Annotated in this window: 20 protein-coding genes and 1 tRNA gene; 9 read left to right on the top strand and 12 right to left on the bottom strand. The window is 63.3% G+C overall.

Annotated features, from left to right (window positions below):
* Positions 1-66: 66 nt before the first annotated feature.
* From secA to mutT, 4 genes are read left to right on the top strand one after another with little or no spacing between them, the layout of a single operon-like run.
* A complete protein-coding gene (gene secA / locus VGL01_RS17325; protein WP_331571448.1) occupies positions 67-2,880 on the top strand; it encodes a preprotein translocase subunit SecA in 2,814 nt (937 codons plus the stop codon).
* A gap of 59 nt (positions 2,881-2,939) precedes the next feature.
* Positions 2,940-4,169 (top strand): bifunctional glutamate N-acetyltransferase/amino-acid acetyltransferase ArgJ, encoded by a 1,230-nt coding sequence (gene argJ, locus VGL01_RS17320; RefSeq protein WP_331571446.1) that lies wholly within the window; start codon positions 2,940-2,942, stop codon positions 4,167-4,169.
* Positions 4,170-4,221: 52 nt separating this feature from the next.
* On the top strand, positions 4,222-5,091 hold the full coding sequence (locus tag VGL01_RS17315; protein WP_331571444.1) for an ATP-binding protein: 870 nt from the start codon (positions 4,222-4,224) through the stop codon (positions 5,089-5,091).
* Entirely contained in the window at positions 5,088-5,534 is a 447-nt protein-coding gene (mutT, locus tag VGL01_RS17310; protein ID WP_331571442.1) for an 8-oxo-dGTP diphosphatase MutT, read from the top strand. Before VGL01_RS17315 ends, mutT begins: the two co-directional genes overlap by 4 nt.
* A gap of 24 nt (positions 5,535-5,558) precedes the next feature.
* Here mutT and VGL01_RS17305 read toward each other — a convergent pair whose 3' ends face one another.
* The 10 genes from VGL01_RS17305 to VGL01_RS17260 all read right to left on the bottom strand — a co-directional run bounded on the left by VGL01_RS17305 (position 5,559) and on the right by VGL01_RS17260 (position 14,436).
* Complete coding sequence (locus VGL01_RS17305; protein ID WP_173257990.1) at positions 5,559-5,753, bottom strand: DNA gyrase inhibitor YacG; 195 nt, start codon at positions 5,751-5,753, stop codon at positions 5,559-5,561.
* Positions 5,754-5,811: 58 nt separating this feature from the next.
* On the bottom strand, positions 5,812-6,567 hold the full coding sequence (zapD, locus tag VGL01_RS17300) for a cell division protein ZapD (protein WP_173257988.1): 756 nt from the start codon (positions 6,565-6,567) through the stop codon (positions 5,812-5,814).
* 169 nt (positions 6,568-6,736) lie between these two features.
* Entirely contained in the window at positions 6,737-7,354 is a 618-nt protein-coding gene (gene coaE / locus VGL01_RS17295; protein ID WP_331571440.1) for a dephospho-CoA kinase, read from the bottom strand.
* A gap of 3 nt (positions 7,355-7,357) precedes the next feature.
* Positions 7,358-8,233, bottom strand: coding sequence for an A24 family peptidase (locus tag VGL01_RS17290; RefSeq protein WP_331571483.1), 876 nt, complete (start codon positions 8,231-8,233; stop codon positions 7,358-7,360).
* A gap of 83 nt (positions 8,234-8,316) precedes the next feature.
* Entirely contained in the window at positions 8,317-9,558 is a 1,242-nt protein-coding gene (locus tag VGL01_RS17285; protein WP_331571438.1) for a type II secretion system F family protein, read from the bottom strand.
* The gene (locus VGL01_RS17280) at positions 9,555-10,781 is read right to left on the bottom strand and encodes a GspE/PulE family protein (protein ID WP_331571436.1); all 1,227 of its coding nucleotides are present in this window, start codon (positions 10,779-10,781) and stop codon (positions 9,555-9,557) included. The genes VGL01_RS17285 and VGL01_RS17280 overlap by 4 nt, the downstream gene beginning before the upstream one ends.
* A 122-nt stretch (positions 10,782-10,903) precedes the next feature.
* Positions 10,904-12,199, bottom strand: a complete 1,296-nt coding sequence (locus tag VGL01_RS17275; RefSeq protein ID WP_331571434.1) for an HlyC/CorC family transporter — start codon at positions 12,197-12,199, stop codon at positions 10,904-10,906.
* Between the two features lie 140 nt (positions 12,200-12,339).
* Positions 12,340-12,954: a hypothetical protein gene (locus VGL01_RS17270; RefSeq protein WP_331571432.1), complete on the bottom strand. Its 615-nt coding sequence runs from the start codon at positions 12,952-12,954 to the stop codon at positions 12,340-12,342.
* 382 nt (positions 12,955-13,336) lie between these two features.
* A tRNA-Pro gene (locus VGL01_RS17265) sits at positions 13,337-13,413 on the bottom strand.
* Positions 13,414-13,443: 30 nt separating this feature from the next.
* Positions 13,444-14,436, bottom strand: a complete 993-nt coding sequence (locus VGL01_RS17260; protein ID WP_331571430.1) for a polyprenyl synthetase family protein — start codon at positions 14,434-14,436, stop codon at positions 13,444-13,446.
* Between the two features lie 341 nt (positions 14,437-14,777).
* Between VGL01_RS17260 and rplU the strand changes: the two genes are divergently transcribed.
* The 4 genes from rplU (at position 14,778) to proB (ending at position 17,913) form a co-directional block, all read left to right on the top strand.
* Positions 14,778-15,089 carry a 50S ribosomal protein L21 gene (gene rplU, locus VGL01_RS17255; RefSeq protein WP_331571428.1) on the top strand — a complete coding sequence of 104 codons (312 nt, stop codon included), beginning with the start codon at positions 14,778-14,780 and terminating at the stop codon, positions 15,087-15,089.
* 24 nt (positions 15,090-15,113) lie between these two features.
* Positions 15,114-15,377 (top strand): 50S ribosomal protein L27, encoded by a 264-nt coding sequence (gene rpmA / locus VGL01_RS17250; RefSeq protein WP_173257976.1) that lies wholly within the window; start codon positions 15,114-15,116, stop codon positions 15,375-15,377.
* A 205-nt stretch (positions 15,378-15,582) separates the two neighbouring features.
* Entirely contained in the window at positions 15,583-16,695 is a 1,113-nt protein-coding gene (gene cgtA / locus VGL01_RS17245; protein WP_331571426.1) for an Obg family GTPase CgtA, read from the top strand.
* Between the two features lie 99 nt (positions 16,696-16,794).
* Entirely contained in the window at positions 16,795-17,913 is a 1,119-nt protein-coding gene (proB, locus tag VGL01_RS17240) for a glutamate 5-kinase (protein ID WP_331571424.1), read from the top strand.
* A gap of 52 nt (positions 17,914-17,965) precedes the next feature.
* Here proB and VGL01_RS17235 read toward each other — a convergent pair whose 3' ends face one another.
* Positions 17,966-18,535, bottom strand: coding sequence for a CNP1-like family protein (locus VGL01_RS17235; RefSeq protein WP_331571422.1), 570 nt, complete (start codon positions 18,533-18,535; stop codon positions 17,966-17,968).
* Between the two features lie 92 nt (positions 18,536-18,627).
* Positions 18,628-19,293 (bottom strand): RNA pyrophosphohydrolase, encoded by a 666-nt coding sequence (locus VGL01_RS17230; protein ID WP_331571481.1) that lies wholly within the window; start codon positions 19,291-19,293, stop codon positions 18,628-18,630.
* 255 nt (positions 19,294-19,548) lie between these two features.
* Between VGL01_RS17230 and VGL01_RS17225 the strand changes: the two genes are divergently transcribed.
* On the top strand, positions 19,549-21,288 hold the full coding sequence (locus VGL01_RS17225) for a proline--tRNA ligase (RefSeq protein WP_331571420.1): 1,740 nt from the start codon (positions 19,549-19,551) through the stop codon (positions 21,286-21,288).
* Positions 21,289-21,303 lie beyond the last annotated feature (15 nt).

The raw sequence follows: 21,303 nt of genomic DNA, 5'->3' as shown, positions 1-21,303 counted from the left end.
GCCCTCCCGCAGGCGCGGCGCGCGACGCGCGCAGTACCGGCCCAGTCGCGGCGCACACCCGACCCGATGACCACCGGTTTTCTCCAAAAGATCTTTGGCAGCCGCAACCAGCGTCTGATCAAGCAGTATCAAAAGACCGTCGCGGTGATCAATGCGCTCGAGCCGCAGATCGAGCAGTTGACCGACGACCAGCTGCGCGCCAAAACGGAGGAGTTTCGCCAGCGCGTGGCGAGCGGCGAGTCGCTCGACAAGCTGATGCCCGAGGCGTTCGCGGTGTGCCGCGAGGCGAGTCGCCGTGTGCTGAAAATGCGGCACTTCGATGTCCAGTTGATCGGCGGGATGGTGCTGCACTACGGCAAGATCGCGGAAATGCGCACGGGCGAGGGCAAGACGCTCGTCGCGACGCTCGCGGCCTACCTGAACGCACTGTCGGGGCGCGGCGTGCATGTCGTCACGGTGAACGACTATCTCGCACAACGCGACGCCGAGTGGATGGGCAAGCTGTACAACTTCCTCGGCCTCTCCGTCGGCGTGAATCTTTCGCAGATGGACCATGCCACGAAGCAGGCCGCTTATGCTTCGGATATCACCTACGGCACGAACAACGAATTCGGGTTCGATTATCTGCGTGACAACATGGTCTACGAGACGGACGCGCGCGTGCAGCGTTCGCTCAATTTCGCGATCGTCGACGAAGTGGACTCGATCCTGATCGACGAGGCGCGCACGCCGCTCATCATCTCGGGCCAGGCGGAAGACCATACCGATCTTTACGTTCGCATGAACGCACTGCCGCCGCTGCTCGAGCGCCAGATCGGCGAGGAGCGCGCGGACGGCACCGGTGTGGAAAAGCCGGGCGACTACACGCTCGACGAAAAAGGGCGCCAGGTTTTCCTGACCGAATCGGGGCACGAGAAGGCCGAACGGATGTTGGCCGAGTGGGGCTTGATCGCCGAGGGCGAGAGCCTCTACGCGCCGCAGAACATCACGTTGATGCACCACGTCTATGCCGCATTGCGCGCGCATACGCTGTTTTTCCGCGATCAACACTACGTGGTGCAAAACGGCGAAGTCATCATCGTCGATGAATTCACGGGCCGCCTCATGCCCGGACGCCGCTGGTCGGACGGCCTGCATCAGGCGGTGGAAGCCAAGGAACACGTGAAGATTCAAAGCGAGAACCAGACGCTCGCTTCGATCACGTTCCAGAACTACTTCCGGATGTACGTGAAGCTGTCCGGCATGACCGGTACGGCCGATACGGAGGCGTACGAATTCAACGAGATCTACGGGCTCGAGACGGTCGTCATTCCGACGAACCGACCGCCGAAGCGAAACGACCTCCAGGACCAGATCTACAAGACGGCGCGCGAGCGCTACGACGCGGTCATTCGCGACATTCGCGAATGCTACGAGCGCGGCCAGCCGGTGCTCGTCGGCACGACATCGATCGAAAACTCGGAGTTGCTCTCGAATCTGCTGACCAAGGCCGGTTTGCCGCACGAGGTGCTCAACGCCAAGCAGCACGAGCGCGAAGCCGCCATCGTCGCCGAAGCGGGGCGCCCGAGGCGCATCACGATCGCCACGAACATGGCGGGCCGCGGAACCGATATCGTGCTGGGCGGCAATGCCGAGAAGCAGGCCTCGCTCATCGAAGCTGACGAGTCGATTCCGGCCGAGGAGAAGGCGAGCCGAATCCAGGCCTTGCACGACGAATGGCAGGCGTTGCACGATCAGGTGAAGGCTGCGGGCGGTTTGCACATCATCGGCACCGAGCGTCACGAGTCGCGCCGTATCGACAACCAGCTGCGAGGCCGCGCGGGCCGCCAGGGGGACCCGGGCTCGTCGCGCTTTTATCTGTCGCTCGAAGACCCGCTGTTGCGCATTTTCGCGGGCGATCGCGTGCGCGCGATCATGGACCGGCTGCGCATGCCCGAAGGCGAGGCGATCGAAGCCGGCATCGTCACGCGATCGATCGAATCGGCGCAGCGCAAGGTCGAGGCGCGCAACTTCGATATTCGCAAGCAATTGCTCGAATACGACGACGTTGCCAACGATCAGCGCAAGGTGATCTATCAGCAACGCAATGAATTGCTCGAAGCGCACGACATCACGGAGACGATCACCGCGATGCGCCATGCGGTCGTCACCGACGTCGTGCACCAGTTCATTCCCGCCGGCAGCATCGAAGAACAATGGGACGCGCCCGAACTCGAGGAAGCCTTGCGTACCGATTGGCAGCTCGATCTCGCGGTTCAGGAAATGATCAACGAGTCGCAGTCGCTCGATGCCGACGACATTCTGGACGCGGTGCTGTCGGCTGCCGACGAAAGCTATGAAGCCAAGGTCGCGCTCGTCGGACGGGAATCGTTCAGCGCATTCGAGCGCTCGATCATGCTGCAAACGCTCGATCGCTCGTGGCGCGAGCATCTTGCCGCGCTCGATCATCTTCGCCAAGGCATTCATCTGCGCGGCTATGCGCAGAAGAACCCGAAGCAGGAATACAAGCGCGAGGCGTTCGAGCTCTTCGAAGCGCTGCTCAACATCATCAAGACCGAAGTTACCCGCATCGTCATGAACGTGCGGATCCAGTCGCCCGAGCAACTGGAGGAAGCGGCCGAGCAGTACGAGGAGCAGGGCAGCCACGTGGAGAACGTCGAGTTCCGCCACGCGGAGTTTGCCGAGGCGGCGTCCGCGGCCCCCGCGGCGATGGCGGTCGACGCCGCGACGCAGATGGTCGATCAGGCGATGAGTCGTGGCGGCCACGGCGGTGCGGGCGCGGCGAGCGCCGAAGCCGGCATACCGAAGGTGGGGCGCAACGACCCATGCCCATGCGGCAGCGGCAAGAAATACAAGCAGTGCCACGGCAGGCTTGCTTGAAACCGGATACGGCGCGCACGATGCGCGCCGTTTTTACATTCCCGACAGGTTCCCAGACGATGGCAGTCAACTTTCCTTCGATCGATCCTTCGCAACTCCATCCGGTTCCGGGCGTGACGCTAGGCTGGGCCGAGGCGAACATTCGCAAGCCCAATCGCAAGGACGTCCTCGTGATGTCGGTCGACGAGGGGGCCACCGTGGCCGGCGTATTTACCTCGAATCGGTTTTGCGCCGCACCGGTTACCGTTTGCCGCGAGCACCTTGCAAGCAGCCGGGGCATCCGGGCACTCGTCGTCAATACGGGCAATGCAAACGCGGGCACCGGCGAGTCCGGCCTCGCGCATGCTCGTGAAACCTGTGCCGAGCTTGCGCGCCTCGCTGGCATTGAGGCCGAGCAGGTCTTGCCATTTTCGACGGGCGTCATTCTCGAACCGCTGCCCATCGAACGCCTCAAAGCCGGGCTGCCCGCCGCGCTCTCCACTCTTCGCGCCGCGCATTGGTACGAAGCCGCCCAGGCCATCATGACCACCGACACGCAGCCGAAGGCGGCATCGCGGCAAGTGACGATCGACGGGCACACCGTGACGCTAAGCGGTATCAGCAAGGGTGCCGGCATGATCAAGCCGAACATGGCGACGATGCTCGGCTTCCTGGCTTGCGACGCCGCCGTTGCCCAGTCCGTGCTCGACGTGCTGGTGAAGGAGGTGGCGGACCGGTCGTTCAACTGCATCACCGTCGATGGCGATACGTCGACGAACGATTCATTCATCCTTGTCGCCACGGGCAAGTCCAGCCTGCCGCCCATCGCATCGACAGATACTCCGGCTTATGCCGCGCTGCGCCAAGCCGTTACCGACGTAGCCGAACGCCTGGCGCAGATGATCGTGCGCGATGGCGAAGGGGCGACGAAGTTCATCACGATCCGTGTGGAAGGCGGCGCGAGCGTGAGCGAGTGCCGGCAGATCGGTTATGCGATCGGCCACTCGCCGCTCGTGAAAACCGCGTTTTATGCGTCGGATCCGAACCTCGGCCGTATCCTCGCCGCGATTGGCTACGCGGGAGTCAGCGATCTCGATGTCGCGAAGATCGACCTCTATCTCGACGATGTTCATGTCGCGCAGGCGGGAGGCCGTCATCCCGAGTACCGCGAAGAGGACGGTCAGCGCGTCATGAAGCAAAGCGAGATCGTCATTCGTGTCGTGCTCGGACGCGGCAATGCCAGTGCAACCATCTGGACCTGCGATCTGTCGCACGAGTACGTGAGCATCAACGCCGATTACCGCTCGTGACATCGGGCAGCTCGCCGCCGCAGCGGCGAGCGCTCCGGAAGCCTCTTTTGCCATGGACAAACTCGACCGTTTTCTTACCCGCGCCGAAGCCGTGCTGACGCGCCTCGAGACGATGCTGCCGCCGGCGATGCCCGATGTCGACTGGTCGTCCGCCGTTGCGTTTCGTTGGCGCAAACGCCAGGGGCGCGGCTATCTGCAGCCCATCAAGGCCGTCTCCGCCATTTCGCTCGATGACTTGCAAAACATCGATCGTCAGAAAGCGCTCATCGAACAGAACACGCGCCAGTTCGTGAACCAGCTTCCCGCGAACAACGTGCTGTTGACGGGCGCGCGTGGGACAGGCAAGTCCTCGCTGATCAAGGCGTGTCTGAATGCCTATGCGGATCGGGGGCTGCGCCTCATCGAAGTCGACAAGGACGACCTGCACGATCTCGGCGATATCACGGACCTGATCGCGCAGCGGCCGGAACGCTTTATCGTGTTTTGCGACGATCTCTCGTTCGAGGAAGGGGAGTCGGGCTACAAGGCACTCAAAGTTGCGCTGGACGGCTCCATCTCGGCGCAATCGGACAACGTGCTCATCTACGCGACGTCTAACCGCCGGCATTTGCTGCCCGAGTACATGAGCGACAACGAGACCTACAAGCACATGCCGGATGGCGAAATCCATCCCGGTGAGGTCGTCGAGGAAAAAATCTCGTTGTCCGAGCGGTTCGGCCTATGGGTCAGTTTTTACCCGTTCAAGCAGGACGATTACCTGACGATCGTCGGCCACTGGCTGCGCCATTTTGGCTGCAGCGAGACGGCGGTTGGCGACGCGCGCGGCGAGGCGCTCGTGTGGGCGCTCGAGCGCGGCTCGCGCTCAGGGCGTGTCGCCTGGCAGTTCGCACGCGATTGGTCGGGCAAGCGGGGCGGGCAATGAACGAAGCAAGCGGATTTTCCCCCGCAACGACAGATGCCCGGCCGCAGCGGCCGGTGACGGAAGTGGCGGTGGGTGTGCTCGTGCAGCCCGACGGCCGCTATCTGCTGGCTCAGCGTCCGGCCGGTAAGCCTTACGAGGGCTATTGGGAGTTTCCGGGAGGCAAGCTGGAGGCCGGCGAGACGGTCGAAGTGGCGCTGGCGCGCGAGCTGCACGAGGAGCTTGGTATCGTCGTCACCGCATGCCATCTTTGGCATACGTTGGAACACGACTATCCGCACGCGTACGTGCGCCTTTATTTTTGCAAGGTGACGGACTGGACCGGCGAGCCGCATGGCCGCGAAGGGCAGGCGTTCAGTTGGCAGAGCCTGCCTGTGAACGTGGACCCACTGCTGCCCGCCGCCATTCCTGTGTTGGAACTGCTCGCGGCAGACAGCGCAGCTTGAAAGGGCGCTTCACCGGGCGTCGAATCAGTTCTTGATGTCTTCGCCGGGCGAATCGTCGGCGGACGGCGGGGGTTCACCGCCCTCGATCCGGTATTTCTCGGTCGCCCAGGCGCCAAGATCGATCTGCTTGCAGCGCTCGGAGCAGAAGGGCCGGAAGCGGTTTTCGGGGACCCAGCGGACAGCCTTGCCACAGGTCGGACATTTGACGACAGCGATCATACGTTTGGAGCAATGGTCATGATGCGCGGCGGCCCTTGCGGCGCGGCACGCGCGAGGGCTACAAGCTGCAGAGCGTCAGTTGGAACGGCACGTCGACATCGACAGCGCGGGGGCGCATATCGCCGTCCTGTACCGTGAAACGCACCCACAGCATGTACTTGTTGGCGCTTGCTTCCGGTATGACGCGCAAATCCGGCGCAACGCGCACCTGCATCAATTGATAAGTGCGGCCCGACAGCATCTGCTGATAGCTGCCTTGCATCGCCATGACCTTCGAAGCCTGCCCCGATTCGCGGGCGAGCCGCAATACAATTGCGGCCGCGTCGCGCAGCGGCAATAACGGCATGATCCATTTGGCGATGTCCTGACGGCGCTGGTCAGGATGTGTCTGTTGCCATGCGAAGTACGACGGCAGATCGAACTTGCAAGTTCCGCCGGGAATGATCGCCCGGCTGCGAATGCTGGCTAGCCACTCGTTGTCCGTGAGGTGTTGGCCGGTCTTCCCCTGCATCTGCGCGAGGCCGTTGAGCGTTTGCTCGATTTCGCCCAGCACGACTTCGAGCGCGTTTTGTTCGATACCAGGGTTACCCCGGAACGGTGCCAGGGTCTGACGCTGGCGCTCGAGTTCCTTCATCAGATCCGACTTCAGATCTGCCCGGCCGGTGACCTCTGCAATTTCGAACAGCGTGGTCAATGCGACGTGATGTTCTCTCGCGTCGTCTTGATTGAGAAAAAACGTGAAGCGCTCGAATAGGTCTTCGAGACGCAGCAGCGTGCGAATTCGCTCGTTGAACGGATACTCGTAAAGAATCAAGCGCGCTCGCCTCAGGCGTCAAGAATAGGGATTGCAGGACATTCTAATGCTGCAAATGCCCCCCCGCAATCGCTCAATGGGATACGACGCGTACCTTTTTCGCCGCATCCGCGGATTGTTCGACACGCGCGTGTCGGCGTTGTTTCGACGGACGTGCCGTTTGCTCCGCTCAATTCGAGGACCCGGCGCCCGCCGCGAGCGACAGGTAGTGGGCGTGGAGGTGGCCGATTTCCTCATTCAGGCGCTCCGCGCCGATGTTTTCGTTGACCAGGACATCGTCGGCGGCAGCGAGCCGGGCCTCGCGCGGGGCCTGACGTTGCACGATCGCAAGAACCTGCTCGCGCGAGAATCCGCTACGCCGCATCACGCGGGCAACTTGCGTTTCGACGGTGCAGTCGACGACGAGCACGCGGTCGACGCGGGAGCGCCACACCCCGGATTCGACGAGAAGCGGCACGACCACGATCACATAGGCCGCGCGTGCCGCCTTGATTTCCCGTTCGGTCTCAGCCCGGATCAAGGGATGCGTGAGAGCTTCGAGGCGAGCACGCGCCGTATCGTCGGCGAATACGAGCGCACGCATTCGAGCGCGATCGAGCGAGCCGTCGGCGGCAACGAACGCCTCGCCAAACTCGCGCGCGATGAGCGGCATGGCGGCGCCGTGCGGTGCCGTAATGCGGTGCGCAATGCGGTCCGTATCGACGATGGCCACCCCCCGCGCCTCGAACAGATCGGCGACGAACGTCTTGCCGCTGCCGATGCCGCCGGTCATTCCGACGAGGTACATGATTCAACCTCCGAAGACATGAAAAAGCGGCGTACCGAGAAAGAGCGTCACCACGCCGCCCGCGGCCAGGAATGGTCCGAACGGCAGCGGTTCTTCGAAGCGCATGCGGCCGAACCCGGTGGCGACGAGCCCGACGATGGCTCCAGTCACCGCCGAGATCAAAACGATCTGCGGCAAGGCCGTCCAACCGAGCCACGCACCGAGCGCGGCCAGCAGCTTGAAGTCGCCGTAACCCATGCCTTCGATGCCGCGCACGAGTCGGAACAACCAGTAAATGCACCAGAGGAACACATAGCCGGCGATCGCGCCCGCGACGGCGGTCCGCAGGCTCGCGAAGGTATCGCCGAAATTGACGATCAGCCCCGCCCACAACAGCGGCTGCGTGAGCGAATCGGGAAGCAGGCGTGTATCGATATCGATTGCGCTCGTCGCGAGCAGTGTCGCACAGAGAACGAATGCGGCGAGCGCCGTGCCGGTGGGGCCGAACGTGACGAGCGATAGCGCGGCGAACGCGGCGCTCGCGAGTTCGACGAGCGGATAGCGAAGACCGATCGGTGCCCGGCAGGCTGAGCAGCGTCCGCGCAGCAGCAGGTAGCTCAGCACCGGAATGTTTTCCCAGGCGCGCAGCGCGTGGCCGCATTGCGGGCAGCCGCTGTGTGGCAACCATAGGTTATAGCGCTCGGGCATCCCATCGTCGACGGCCGCTCGATCGCCGTCCTCGCTTGCCTCGTTGACCTCCGCGCGCCACGCGCGTTCGAGCATGATGGGCAATCGATGGATGACGACATTGAGAAAGCTGCCGATCACCAGCCCGAACACTGCCGCGAACGCGAGTTGCCACGCGGCCGATAGTGCGCCGAATGCCGCGCCGAAGTGCATCGAGGCTTGCGAAAACGGTTCGGCCAGGGGGTGCGCGTACACGGGTGAAGTCGCTCCGTTGACAAGTCCGGTTGGGCTGGATGCTACACCACGTTGCCAAGCTCGATCACGGGAAGGTAGAGCGCGACGACAAGCACCCCAACGAGCACCCCCAATACGATGACGACCGCCGGCTCCGCGAGGCTCGCCATCAGGCCGGCGGCCTCCTCGACCTCGCGTTCGGCTAGCGCCGCGACGTCGAGCAGCATCGTATCGAGCGAGCCAGACTCCTCCGCGATCGCCACCGGCTGTACGAGCGCGGGCGGAAAACACGCGGCGGCCCGCATCGCCGCCGCGAGCCGTTCTCCGCGATCGAGCCGCGCGGCGATATCCGCGCTGGCCGCGTCGAATATCGCATGGCCCGTCGCATGCGCCAACGACGCCAGCGCGTCGGCGAGCGGCGTGCCCGCCCCCAGCAGCGTGCCGAGCGCCCGGCACCAGCGCGCCGCTGCCACCAAGCGAGAGATCCGCCCGACGAAAGGAACGGCAAGCGCGAACCGCCCGAGAGCGATGCGAGCGGCCGAAGAGCGGCGAAGCACGCGTGTTGCCATCAGATGCAGTGCGCCGGTGACTGCGAGGCAGGCCGGGCCGCGATGGACCGTGGCGTCGGACAACGCGACGACGGCGCGGGTGAGCGGTGGCAATGGCGCACCGAAGCTCTCGAAGGCGAGCTGAAACGCCGGGACGACCCACACCAGGAGCGCGGCCGCAATCGCTACGGCGAGCACCAGCACGGCGGCGGGATAAACGAGCGCCGCGCGCATCCTGGCACGTTGTGCGGCCATGCGTTCGCGCTCTTGCGCGAGCCGCGCAAGAACATGGGCCAGGGTGCCTGAGGCCTCGCCGACAGCGGCGAGCTGCCGATAAAACGGATCGAAGTGTTGGGCAAACGCGCCGAGGCCGGCGGCAAAACCTTGACCGTTGGCGAGCTGGTGCGCGAGGGTGGCGGCAATGCGCGCCACGCCGCCGCGCGCCGGGGTGTGCGCGATCAACTGGAGCGCCTGCGCGAGCGGCACGCCCGCGCCGAGGAGACCGGCCAGATGGCGTGTAAATGCGGTGATCTCGCGCGCGGTGGCCCGCGGCGGCGGCGCAGGTCCGCGCACCTCGAGCGAACCGGCCAGGATGCCGCGTTCCCTGAGTGCGGCGCGAGCCGCAGCCAAGTGCGGTGCAATGACCTTGCCGCGGCACTGCGTGCCATCGAGTTTCATGCCACGCCAGGCGAAGCGCCGCTCCGCGAATGCGGGCGCGGCTTGCCCTTCGCCGCTGTCGCTGTGCGCCTGCTTCATTGCGCCTCCGTCGATGCGATAGCTTCGGCGAGCGAGGTGACGCCATCCCGTACACGGTCGAGCGCGGCGCGGCGCAGAGTCGCGATACCCTCGGCGCGTGCTTGCCGCGCGAGCGTGTCGTGGCTCGTGCGCGAGACGATCGACTCGCGCATCGCGGCGGATATCGGCATGGTTTGATGCACGCCGACGCGCCCGCGATAGCCGATGCCATGACAAGCTTCGCAACCGGACGCGGACGTCGGAGCCCAGGCGCCTGTTTCGGCCTCGTCGAAGCCGGCCGCGCGCAGCTGTTCGGGTGACGCGGCCGTGGGCGTGGCGCAAATGGGGCATAGGCGGCGGACGAGCCGCTGCGCCGTGACGAGCCGCAACGCGGTGGCGACGTTCAGCGGCGGCACTCCAATATCGATGAGGCGCGCGATGGCGCTCGGTGCATCGTTCGTATGCAGGGTCGACAGCACCAGATGGCCCGTTTGAGCAGCTTTCACGGCGACATCGGCCGTTTCGCCGTCGCGGATTTCGCCGATCATGATCACATCGGGGTCTTGGCGCAGCAATGCGCGCAGCGCGGTAGCGAACGTCAAGCCGGTCTTGTCGCGTACGTTGAGCTGATTGATGCCGGCGAGCTCGATTTCGACCGGGTCCTCGACGGTGCAGATGTTGCGCGACGCGGTGTTGAGCATCTGCAAGAAGCAGTAGAGCGAAAGTGTCTTTCCGCTGCCTGTCGGCCCCGTCACGAGGATCAGTCCGTGCGGCGCGCGGATGGCCGCTTCGACGGCCGGTCTTTGCCACGCGTCGAAGCCGAGTGCCGCGAGCGATAGATCGGCGGGCAGCGCTTGCATCCTGCGGAGCACGAGTTTTTCGCCGAATATCGTCGGCAGAGAACTGACGCGATAGTCTTGCGCCGCATCCGCGGCGAATGCGAGCCGCAGCCGCCCGTCCTGGGGCAGGCGGCGTTCGGCGATATCGAGCTTCGCGAGCACCTTCACGCGTGTCACGAAGGCGTCGCGCAGATGCGGCGGTGGTGCCGACGCCTCGTGCAGCACGCCGTCGATGCGCAAGCGAATGCGCCAGGTGCCATCGCCCGGTTCCACGTGGATATCGGATGCACCGAGTTGCGAGGCGCGCGCCAGCGTGTCGGCCAGAAGACGCACAGCCGGCGCGTCGTCCCCGTCGGACGGGAGCGGCGCGGCAGCAGGAAGAGGGAAGGGAAGCTGGGAAGACATCGAATGTCGGGTCAGTGCGGGATGCAGTCGTTCGAAAGCGATGAAGTCATCATCGCGTGAACGGCTGGCCGCCGACATTCGGCCGATCGGTCAGGGGCTGTCCGTCATCGGAGGGCAGTGCGTCAATCGCGTGCCGGTTTCGCCGCCGGCTGTGCTCTCGGTTTGAAGACCTTCACGGTGCGGATGGCCTGATCGTCGCTTTGCATCACTTCCAGCGGGATGTCGCCGATGCGCACGCAGACGTCGCCTTCGGGAATTTCCTCGAGCGTTTCCAGAATGAGACCGTTGAGCGTCTTCGGGCCGTCTGTCGGCAGGTTCAGCTGCAGCCAGCGGTTGAGTTCGCGCAGCGGCATGCTGCCCGCGACGATGCATTCGCCTTGCTCGTTCCAGCCTCGCCGGGAGCCGGCGCTGCGTGGAATGGATGTCGTGAATTCGCCGATGAGTTCTTCCAGGATGTCCTCCGGCGTGACCATCCCTTGCAACTCGCCGTACTCGTCGACGACGAGCGCCGTACGCTGCCGCGTTTCCTGAAAGTACTGGAGTTGCTGGAATACGGGAGTGCCCGATGGAACGAAGTACGGCTCGGTGAGCAGCTCGCGCAGCGTTTCGCGTTCGAGTTCCTGCTTATGCAGCGCGGCGAGCGTCTTGCGGACGTGCAATACGCCGAGTACACGGTCGATATCGCCCTGATAGACGATCAGCTTGTTGTGATAGCAGGTTTCGAGTTGCCGCATGATGTCTTCGAACGGTGCGTCGAAATCGAGCGATTCGATGCGGCGGCGCGGAATCATCACGTCGTCGACGGAGATGTTTTCGAGGTCGAACAGGTTCAGCAGAATGCTGCGGTGCTTGGTCGGCATGAAACTGCCGGACTCCAGTACGATGGTGCGCAGCTCTTCGGTCGAGAGACGCTGATCGCGCCCGCCCTTGGTATTGATGTGCAAGAGCGCCAGAATCGCGTTCGAAAAAAGATTGACGAACCAGATGACCGGTTTCAGCGCACGCATGAGCGGCGCGATGATGAAGCCGGCAGGCAGCGCGATCTTCTCGGGGTAGGTCGCGCCGACGATCTTCGGCGTGATTTCGGCGAAGACGATGATGAGGAACGCGACGATGCCGGTCGCGATCGACAGCACGAGGTTGTTGCTGCCGAACGTGCGCAGCGCGATCGAGGTGGTCAGCACCGGGATGATCGTGTTGAGCAGATTGTTGCCGATGAGGATGACGCCGAGCAGCTCATCGGTGCGCGCGAGCAGGCCCTGCGTTGTCTTGGCGCCGAACGCGCCCTTGGTGACCAGATGTTTGAGGCGATGGCGATTGAGCGCCATCATCGCGGTTTCCGAGATCGAGAAGAAGCCGGAAACGAAGAGGAGTACGAAGACGGCGCCGACTTGCGCCCATAAGGGGAGGTGTTCCACGCGTAGCGAACAGGCCGAAAAGGGGATGGCGACAATATAGCAGAGCGCTGTGCGTGCCTATCGGCCGCGGACGCATGTCGGGCGCCAGGCAGTCAACGATTTGCAATCCCCAGCCGGGTTGTACTGACAACGACTAAGCATCATTGGCGACTGTCGTGGCCGTTGAGTTCGTTCAATATAGTTGGCAGGTGTGAACGAATCTGCTGTCTCGCTTGCGCGTCGTACAAGGCGCGAACCTGCTCGTCGCGACGCACGCCAAAGAGGATGGCTACGGTAAGGAGTGCGCAAGCCGACCTGTCGTCCGTGACCGTCGATTCAGCCCGTCTCAATACATCCGGATCCACCGGCGGCATAGCCATTGCCTCGGCTTGCCGCGCGATAGCTCTCAACAATTCCTGATCGAGTGAATGAGAAATCCCCAGGCGCGCTATCGCATCATCGGCGGATTCCATTCTTTGCGAGACCGCGTCGCATGCACCGGTCATGACCTCGAGGTCGGCGCGTGGTGCCGGTTCGGACCTGTCGCCGCTGTGATGCGTATCGAGCAGGAGCAGATGGTCCATCGGATGACGAATCCCATGTTCTTTGGCTGCGGCGTCCAGCGCGCGGTCGACACTGTTCGAATCGCGCCCATTACCGCTTGCTGCCAGCGAGCGATGGAAGGTCCAATGCGCAGGGACTATCTCGCTGACCGGCGCGCGCGGCGTATTCCACAGCTCGTCGAGGGCCGCTGTTGTCAAACCCTGGAGATACATCGTGAGTTGTTGGCCAGAATGGTTGTCTCTTCCGCTTCCATCGGCTGCTTGCCCGGCGTAGGCTCGTCTCGCAGTGAGGGGACCCAAAGCTGGTTGGGTCGAGGGAGGCGAACCACCTGCGTCGACCGCAGCATCTGAGTGGCTTGGCGGTAGCCAACCGTCGTTTGGTACTTCGGGTACGGGCCCGTTGATGCTAGTCATGACTCGCCTTCCTCCGCATGATGATGAACATGCAGCCTAACGAAGGCGAGCAGCGTTTTCGGCTGATGTGCGAAGGGAGCGGTCGCACGCCGAATGGGACCGCCTCTATTGCGGAGGCGCAGCGCCGAGCGAGCCGGAAAACAAAAAGGACCGACGAACCGTCGATCCTTTTTGGAAATTCTGGTCGGGGTGAGAGGATTCGAACCTCCGGCCTCTACGTCCCGAACGTAGCGCTCTACCAGGCTAAGCTACACCCCGAATTGGACTACTCAAGCAGATCAGTCGCTTTCAGGACTGCCTCGCCGTCGAGTAAGAACATAATTCTATCAGGCTTTCCTTGTAATGGGAATCCGGGAACGATGAAATTGCCGCGGCCGCTGCCTGTGCCTCGCGCTTCGCACATTCGAGCGTATGGTCGAGCGCCCCCGAGCGGGTAATGGCATCGAAGATCGTTTCGAACCGGTCGGTGCCGCCGTGCTCGATCGCTTGACGGGCAAGCGCCGATTGCTCGGGCGTGCCGCGCTCGATCAGATAGATGAGCGGCAGCGTCGGTTTCCCCTCGCGCAAATCGTCGCCGGCGTTCTTGCCCATCGATTCGGCCGTACCGGTGTAATCGAGCCAGTCGTCCATGATCTGGAAGGACGTGCCGATGCGGCGCCCAAACTCCGCGGCGGCCGCTTCCGTGGTGGCGTCCGCTCCCGCGAGTACCGCGCCGAGTTGGGCAGCGGCCTCGAATAGCTTGGCCGTCTTGTAACGAATGACCTGCATATAGCGGGTCTCGTCGACATCGGCGTCATGCATATTGAGCAACTGCAGGACTTCGCCCTCGGAAATGATGTTCGTCGCTTCAGAGAGGATCTCCATGACGCGCATCTTGCCGACGCCGACCATCATCTGGAACGATCGCGAGTAGAGGAAATCGCCGACGAGCACACTGGCCGCGTTGCCGAACAGCGCATTGGCCGTCTTGCGGCCGCGGCGCAGGTCCGATTCGTCGACGACATCGTCGTGCAGCAGGGTGGCCGTATGAATGAATTCGACGACGGCCGCGAGCTCGTGCCGGTGACCCGTGGTGTCGCCGAGCGCGCGCGCGACGAGCAACAGCAGCGCCGGACGCAGTCTTTTGCCGCCCGCGCCGATGATGTATTCCGAGATCTGGTTGATCAGGAACACCTCGGAGGCCAAACGTTGCCGGATGACGCGATTGACCTGCTCCATATCTTCGGTGATAGGGGCAAGCAGGTTGGCTGCGCTGGGAGGGGAGGTGGCGGTCGACGACATGATGAGAAAAATGGGTAGTGCCGCGGATTATAAAGGGTTATCAACGGTTCCGAGGCGCATGCGACGTACTCGCCCGGCGAATCGAGCCGCTGCGCCGGCATCATTGGGGCCGCATCGGAAGCGCCGCGCGACGGAAAGAGGATCGGACCGCTGAAAGGCGGGTTACGCCGGAAGTTTTGACCTTGCAGCTAACCCCATGTATAATCACGCGTTTTCACGCGCGGTGCGTGGAAGAGGAATGCTGTTGTGCGGGTGGCGTCCCCGGCACGCGTCCTGGATGTTCAGGCGGCGGAACGACGGGCGGAATCGGTGCAACGGCGGAATACAGAGTGAGGTTATCAATGTACGCGGTCATAAAAACCGGTGGCAAGCAGTACAAAGTTGCCGTCGGCGAAAAATTGAAAGTAGAACAGATACCGGCAGACATTGACGCTGAAATCACGCTGGACCAGGTGCTCGCAGTGGGCGAAGGTGAATCGATCAAATTCGGTTCTCCGCTGGTCAGTGGGGCTTCCGTCAAAGCTACCGTCGTATCACACGGTCGGCATCCGAAATTGACCATCTTCAAGATGCGTCGCCGGAAGCACTACCAGAAGCACGCTGGTCACCGCCAGAATTACACCGAACTGCGCATTGACGCGATCAACGCGTAAGCGCACCGGTCAAGGAGCAATCAGATGGCACACAAGAAAGCAGGCGGGTCTTCCCGCAACGGCCGCGACTCCGAGTCGAAACGCCTCGGTGTGAAGGTGTACGGCGGCCAGGCGATCAACGCAGGCGGCATCATCGTTCGCCAACGCGGCACGCGTATGCACCCGGGCGACAACGTCGGTCTCGGCAAGGATCATACGCTGTTCGCGCTGGTCGACGGCCACGTCAAGTTCACGACGAAAGGCGCAGCCAAGAAGCACATGGTCAACGTCATCCCGGCTGCGGTCTGAGTTCGACCGGACACGGGTGCGATAAACCGAGAAGGCCCCGCGAAATGGCGGGGCTTTTTTGTTGCAAGCGCAGTTTGCGCTTTGGCTCAGGCAGGGCTGCAAGCCCACGCGAAGTGGCGTCCCTGTCCCGCTGGCATGGCGTTGGCCGGCTTGGTCATCGTCGGCCGGCGCGGCACAATATCGAAAACACGGGACGGAGCAATAGATGAAGTTCATTGACGAAGCGCGGATCGAGGTGATCGCCGGCGACGGCGGCGACGGCAGCGCGTCGATGCGCCGCGAGAAATTCGTTCCGTTCGGCGGACCCGACGGCGGCGACGGTGGCCGAGGCGGCAGTGTCTATGCCATCGCGGATCGCAACATCAACACGCTGATCGACTACCGCTACGCGAAGAAGCATCAGGCGCGCAACGGCGAGAACGGGCGCGGCTCGGATTGCTACGGCAAGGGCGGCGACGATATCGTCCTGCGTATGCCGGTGGGCACGGTCATCACCGATCAGGACACCGGCGAGCTCATCGCGGATCTCACCGAACACGAGCAGACGGTCCTCGTCGCCCAGGGCGGCGCCGGCGGCCTCGGCAATCTCCACTTCAAGTCGAGTACCAATCGCGCGCCGCGGCAAAAGACCGAGGGCAAGCCCGGCGAGCGGCGTATGTTGCGGCTCGAACTCAAAGTGCTGGCCGACGTGGGCCTGCTCGGCATGCCGAACGCCGGCAAGTCGACATTCATTTCTTCCGTATCGAATGCCAGGCCGAAGATCGCGGACTATCCGTTCACGACGCTCGCGCCGAATCTCGGCGTGGTGCGGGTGGGCCCCAGCAAGAGCTTCGTGATTGCCGACATCCCCGGCTTGATCGAGGGCGCGGCCGAAGGTGCGGGCCTCGGTCACCAGTTTTTGCGTCACCTGCAGCGCACCGGCTTGCTGCTGCATCTCGTCGATCTCGCGCCCTTCGATGAAAGCGTCGATCCCGTGGCGGAAGCTCGTGCGATCGTGGGCGAGCTGCGCAAGTACGACGAAGCGCTCTTTCAAAAACCGCGCTGGCTCGTGCTCAACAAGCTCGATATGGTGCCGGAGGACGAGCGGCAGGCGCGGGTTGCGGATTTTCTCGCGCGCTTCGAATGGACCGGCCCCGTTTTCGAGATTTCGGCGCTCACCGGTTTCGGTTGCGAAAACCTTTGCTACGCCATCTACGATTACCTTGCCGCCCACTCTGACGCCCATCGCGCGGAGCAAGCCGAAGATCTCGCGGCGGACGTACGATTTCGCGGTGGACCTTCGTCGACTGAACCGGAAGGCGGCGCGCCAAGCGCGTAGCGGTCGCTTCACGATCGCGGCCGGCGGCGCGGAGGATTGCGCGCCGCAGCGTTGCGCAGGCCGCTTTACCCGCGCTATTCAATTGGAGACTTTCGCACGATGCGCTCTGTCATCGCCGATTCGAAACGCCTGGTAGTCAAAGTGGGTTCGAGCCTCGTCACGAATGACGGGCGGGGACTCGACCAAGCCGCCATCGGGCGCTGGGCCGCGCAGATCGCGCAGTTGCGTGGGCTTGGCAAAGAGGTGGTCCTCGTGAGCTCGGGTGCCATTGCCGAGGGAATGCAGCGCCTCGGTTGGGTGAAACGTCCGAGGGAAATCGACGAGCTCCAGGCCGCTGCCGCCGTGGGCCAGATGGGCCTCGCTCAGGTCTACGAAAGCCGGTTTGCCGAACACGGCATCCGGACGGCGCAGATCCTGCTCACGCACGCCGACCTCGCCGACCGCGAGCGATATCTGAATGCGCGCTCGACACTGCTGACGCTCCTTGCACTCGGGGTCGTGCCGATCATCAACGAGAACGACACCGTAGTCACAGACGAGATCAAGTTTGGCGACAACGACACGCTCGGCGCGCTCGTCGCCAACCTGATCGAGGGCGATGCCCTAATTATTCTCACCGATCAGCTCGGGCTTTTCACAGCGGATCCACGCAAGGACGCCGCCGCCGAGCTGGTGCGCGAGGCCGACGCCGGAGCGCCGGAGTTGGAGGCAATGGCGGGCGGTGCCGGCTCCAGTATCGGCCGAGGCGGCATGCTCACCAAGATTCTCGCGGCCAAGCGGGCGGCAGGCAGCGGCGCCAATACCGTGATTGCAAGCGGGCGGGAGGCCGATGTTCTCGTGCGGCTGGCAGCCGGCGAGGCCATCGGCACGCAACTCGTCGCGCGCACGGCCCGGCTCGCCGCGCGCAAGCAGTGGATGGCAGATCATCTGCAAGTGCGTGGACATGTCGTCATCGACGATGGCGCGGTCGAAAAACTGACCGCCGGCGGCAAGAGTCTTTTGCCGATCGGTATCGTCGATGTGCATGGCGCGTTTGCGCGGGGCGAAGTCATCGCGTGTCTCAACGCGGCTGGACGCGAAATCGCGCGCGGTATCACCAACTACAGCAGCGCGGAAGCGAAGCTCATCCATCGCAAGCCCAGTGCCGAGATCGAGTCGATCCTCGGCTACATGCTCGAGCCCGAGCTGATTCACCGCGACAATTTGGTGCTGGTCTAGAGAGACTGATGGCGGCGCAATCGTGGTTTGCATGCGCCGCAGGTGTCCTGCGTCAATGAATCAATGACGCTGCCGTACGCCCGTAGCGGATATTGTTGACGATGGTTTTCGCCGAGGCCGCCGGCAACTTGTTCGCGCAGAAGTAATCTTTGTAGAGCGTGGCCTGATAGGCGTTGAGATCGCCGTTTTCGATGCGGCGCCAGCGCGTGGCAACGCTGCTGTCCCAACCGTTGTGATCCGCGTTCAACCCCGCGTATTGCCGCCACTCGTAGTTGTCGCAGCGAATGCCCTCGTAATTGATGTTCTGCGCCCCCGAGGGGCTCGTGACCACGATGGTGTAGCGCACGACGCCGTCCGAGCCGACATCGATCGATTTAGCGTCGACCGCGAAGCGCAGCGGCGTATTTTGCGAAACCTCGAAAGGCAACAAATTGGCCGATTGCGGCAATGGCGGCAGCGCATCCAGCTTGTTTTCGGTCCACTTCGACTGGCGTTCGAGCAGGTAAGTGAAGGTGCTCTCGTCCTTGTCCGAGGCTTCGGTGTGGGACTTGGGAGTGTGCGAGCAGCCGGCCAGCACGGCGCAGGCCGCCAGCGCGGCCATGGCGAGAGTCGTCGCTTTCAATATGGGTTCCTCGAAAAACGGGCACGATGATTCGGAGAACCGAATGATAGCGCCCGTTCGCGACTTTCCGGCTATTCCATTACCGCCGCGCGCTACTCGGGGGCAGTGACGGCGGACGGGCTCGATGGGCAGGGCATGTCTGCCGACGCATCGACTGTCGCTTCGATCATGACGACGCCCGCGCCCGCCGAGAGCACCGCGGCGAGGGCCGGCTCGGATTCGGAGCAGGCCGGCGGCTGCTTCGATTGTCCGTTCTTGCCGCGCGGCTTGTCATGCCTTGGCGCCGGGCGACGCAAAAACCGCGACAGCTCGGTCAACGCCAACTGATAAACATCCCGCTTGAACTCGATGACGGCATCGAGCGGCACCCAGTATTCGTTCCAACGCCAAGCATCGAATTCCGGATGGTCGGTGGCGCGCAGGCAGATGTCGCAATCGCGGCCGACCATGCGGAGCAAGAACCAGATCTGCTTCTGGCCGCGATAGTGCCCGCGTACTTCGCGCTTGATGAACTTGTCCGGCACCTCGTAACGCAGCCAGTCGCGCGTGCGACCGATGATTTTGACGTGTTCCGGACGCAGGCCGGTTTCTTCGTGTAACTCCCGATACATCGCTTGCAAGGGCGTCTCACCATATTTGATGCCGCCTTGCGGAAACTGCCAGGAATGTTCACGCAGCCGCTTGCCCCAAAACACCTCGTTGTGCGCGTTCAAGAGGATGATGCCGACGTTCGGGCGAAAGCCTTCGCGATCCAGCATACAACCACCTTCGAATCCTTTAAAATTGCTTTGATTATAAACAGATAACGAGTGTTCCGCATCGGCAAGTACCAGCACGGCCCGGACGTCTTGCGAGGCTTACCGCCCCGCCTGTTCCGGCCGCATGCCGGACGAATCGTCATCTGGGGTATGGGCAGGCGACTCGCGTGCGGCGCGGCGGGCCTGCCCGGCCCCGAATCCGCTCGTTCCCTTCTTTTGGCGGCCCGCCTTGGGCCGCCGCTTTTGGAAAACTGAATGAAAGCGTCCCGTTTTTTTATCGGCACCCTGAAGGAAGCTCCGGCCGACGCGGAAGTCGTCAGCCATAAATTGATGGTCCGCGCGGGCATGATCCGCCGAGTTGCGGGCGGCATTTACAGCTATCTGCCAGTCGGCCTGCGCTCGATTCGCAAGGTGGAAGCCATCGTGCGCGAGGAGATGAACCGCGCAGGGGCGCTCGAGCTGCTGATGCCCGCTGTGCAGCCCGCCGAGCTCTGGCAGGAGTCGGGGCGATGGAAGCAATACGGACCGGAATTGCTTCGCTTCAAGGACCGCAAGGACGGAGACTTCGTGATGGGGCCGACGCACGAGGAAGTCGTCACCGATATCGCGCGCAATCAGATCAAGAGCTATCGGCAATTGCCGGTGAACTTCTATCAGGTGCAGACGAAGTTTCGGGATGAGATCCGTCCTCGCTTCGGGGTGATGCGCGGGCGCGAGTTCACGATGAAGGACGCGTATTCGTTCGATAAGGATCAAGCCGGGCTCGACGAGTCGTATCGCAAGATGTACGAGGCCTACGTACGCATCTTCACCCGCATCGGCCTCGAGTTTCGCGCCGTTGCGGCCGATAGCGGGGCCATCGGCGGCAACAAGTCGCAGGAGTTCCACGTGATCGCCTCGACAGGCGAGGATGACATCGCCTACTGTCCGAATTCCGATTTCGCGGCGAACGTCGAGGCTGCCGAGGCACTGCCGCTCATCGCCGAGCGCGCCGCGCCGCGCGAAGCGATGACGAAAACCGCTACGCCGGGCAAGGCGAAATGCGAGGCGGTGGCGGAGCTCCTTGGCATTCCGCTCGAGCGGACGATCAAGTCGATCGTGCTTGCGACGGACAATGAGGGCGCCGAACCCACGATCTGGCTGCTGATGTTGCGCGGCGATCATGATCTCAACGAAATCAAGACGGCCAAGCTGCCCGGGCTCAAGGATTTTCGTTTCGCGACCGAAGAGGAGATCGTTCAGTGGTTCGGTACGCCGCCCGGCTATCTCGGCCCGATCGGCACCAAGAAGCCCGTGAAAGTCATTGCGGACCGGACCGTTGCGCGGATGAGCGATTTCGTCGTCGGCTCCAACGAGATCGACTACCACACGACCGGCGTGAACTGGGGCCGCGATCTGCCCGAACCCGAGGTGGCCGATATCCGCAACGTCAAACCGGGCGATCCGTCGCCCGACGGCCGCGGCACGCTCGAGATTTGCCGCGGGATCGAGGTCGGTCATGTCTTCCAGCTTGGCACGAAGTACTCCGACGCGATGGGCGCGAGTTTTCTCGACGAGACCGGCAAGCCGCAATCCATGGTGATGGGTTGCTACGGCATCGGTATCACGCGGATCCTCGGCGCCGCCATCGAGCAGAACAACGACGAGCGCGGCATCATCTGGCCCGAGGCGATCGCGCCGTTCGAACTCGTGTTGTGCCCGATGGGCTATGAGCGCAGCGAGGCCGTGCGCGAGGCGGCGGACAAGCTCTACGCGCAGCTCACCGAGGCCGGTGTCGACGTGATTCTCGACGACCGCGGCGAGCGGCCCGGTGTCATGTTTGCCGATTGGGAATTGATCGGCGTGCCGCATCGGCTCGTCATCGGCGAGCGTGGCTTGAAAGACGGGAAGATCGAATATCAGGGTCGGCGCGACACCGAGCCGACGCTCGTGCCTGCCGATGAAGCGGCGGCGTTCGCCACCGCGCGGGTGCGCTCGGCAATGGCGGTTCGCTGAAAAAAGCACGGGCCC

The sequence above is a fragment of the Trinickia sp. genome (genome assembly GCF_036503415.1).
Lineage (GTDB): Bacteria > Pseudomonadota > Gammaproteobacteria > Burkholderiales > Burkholderiaceae > Trinickia.
The sequence above is the reverse complement of the archived record's forward strand: the minus strand, read 5'-3'. Positions and strand labels throughout refer to the sequence as shown.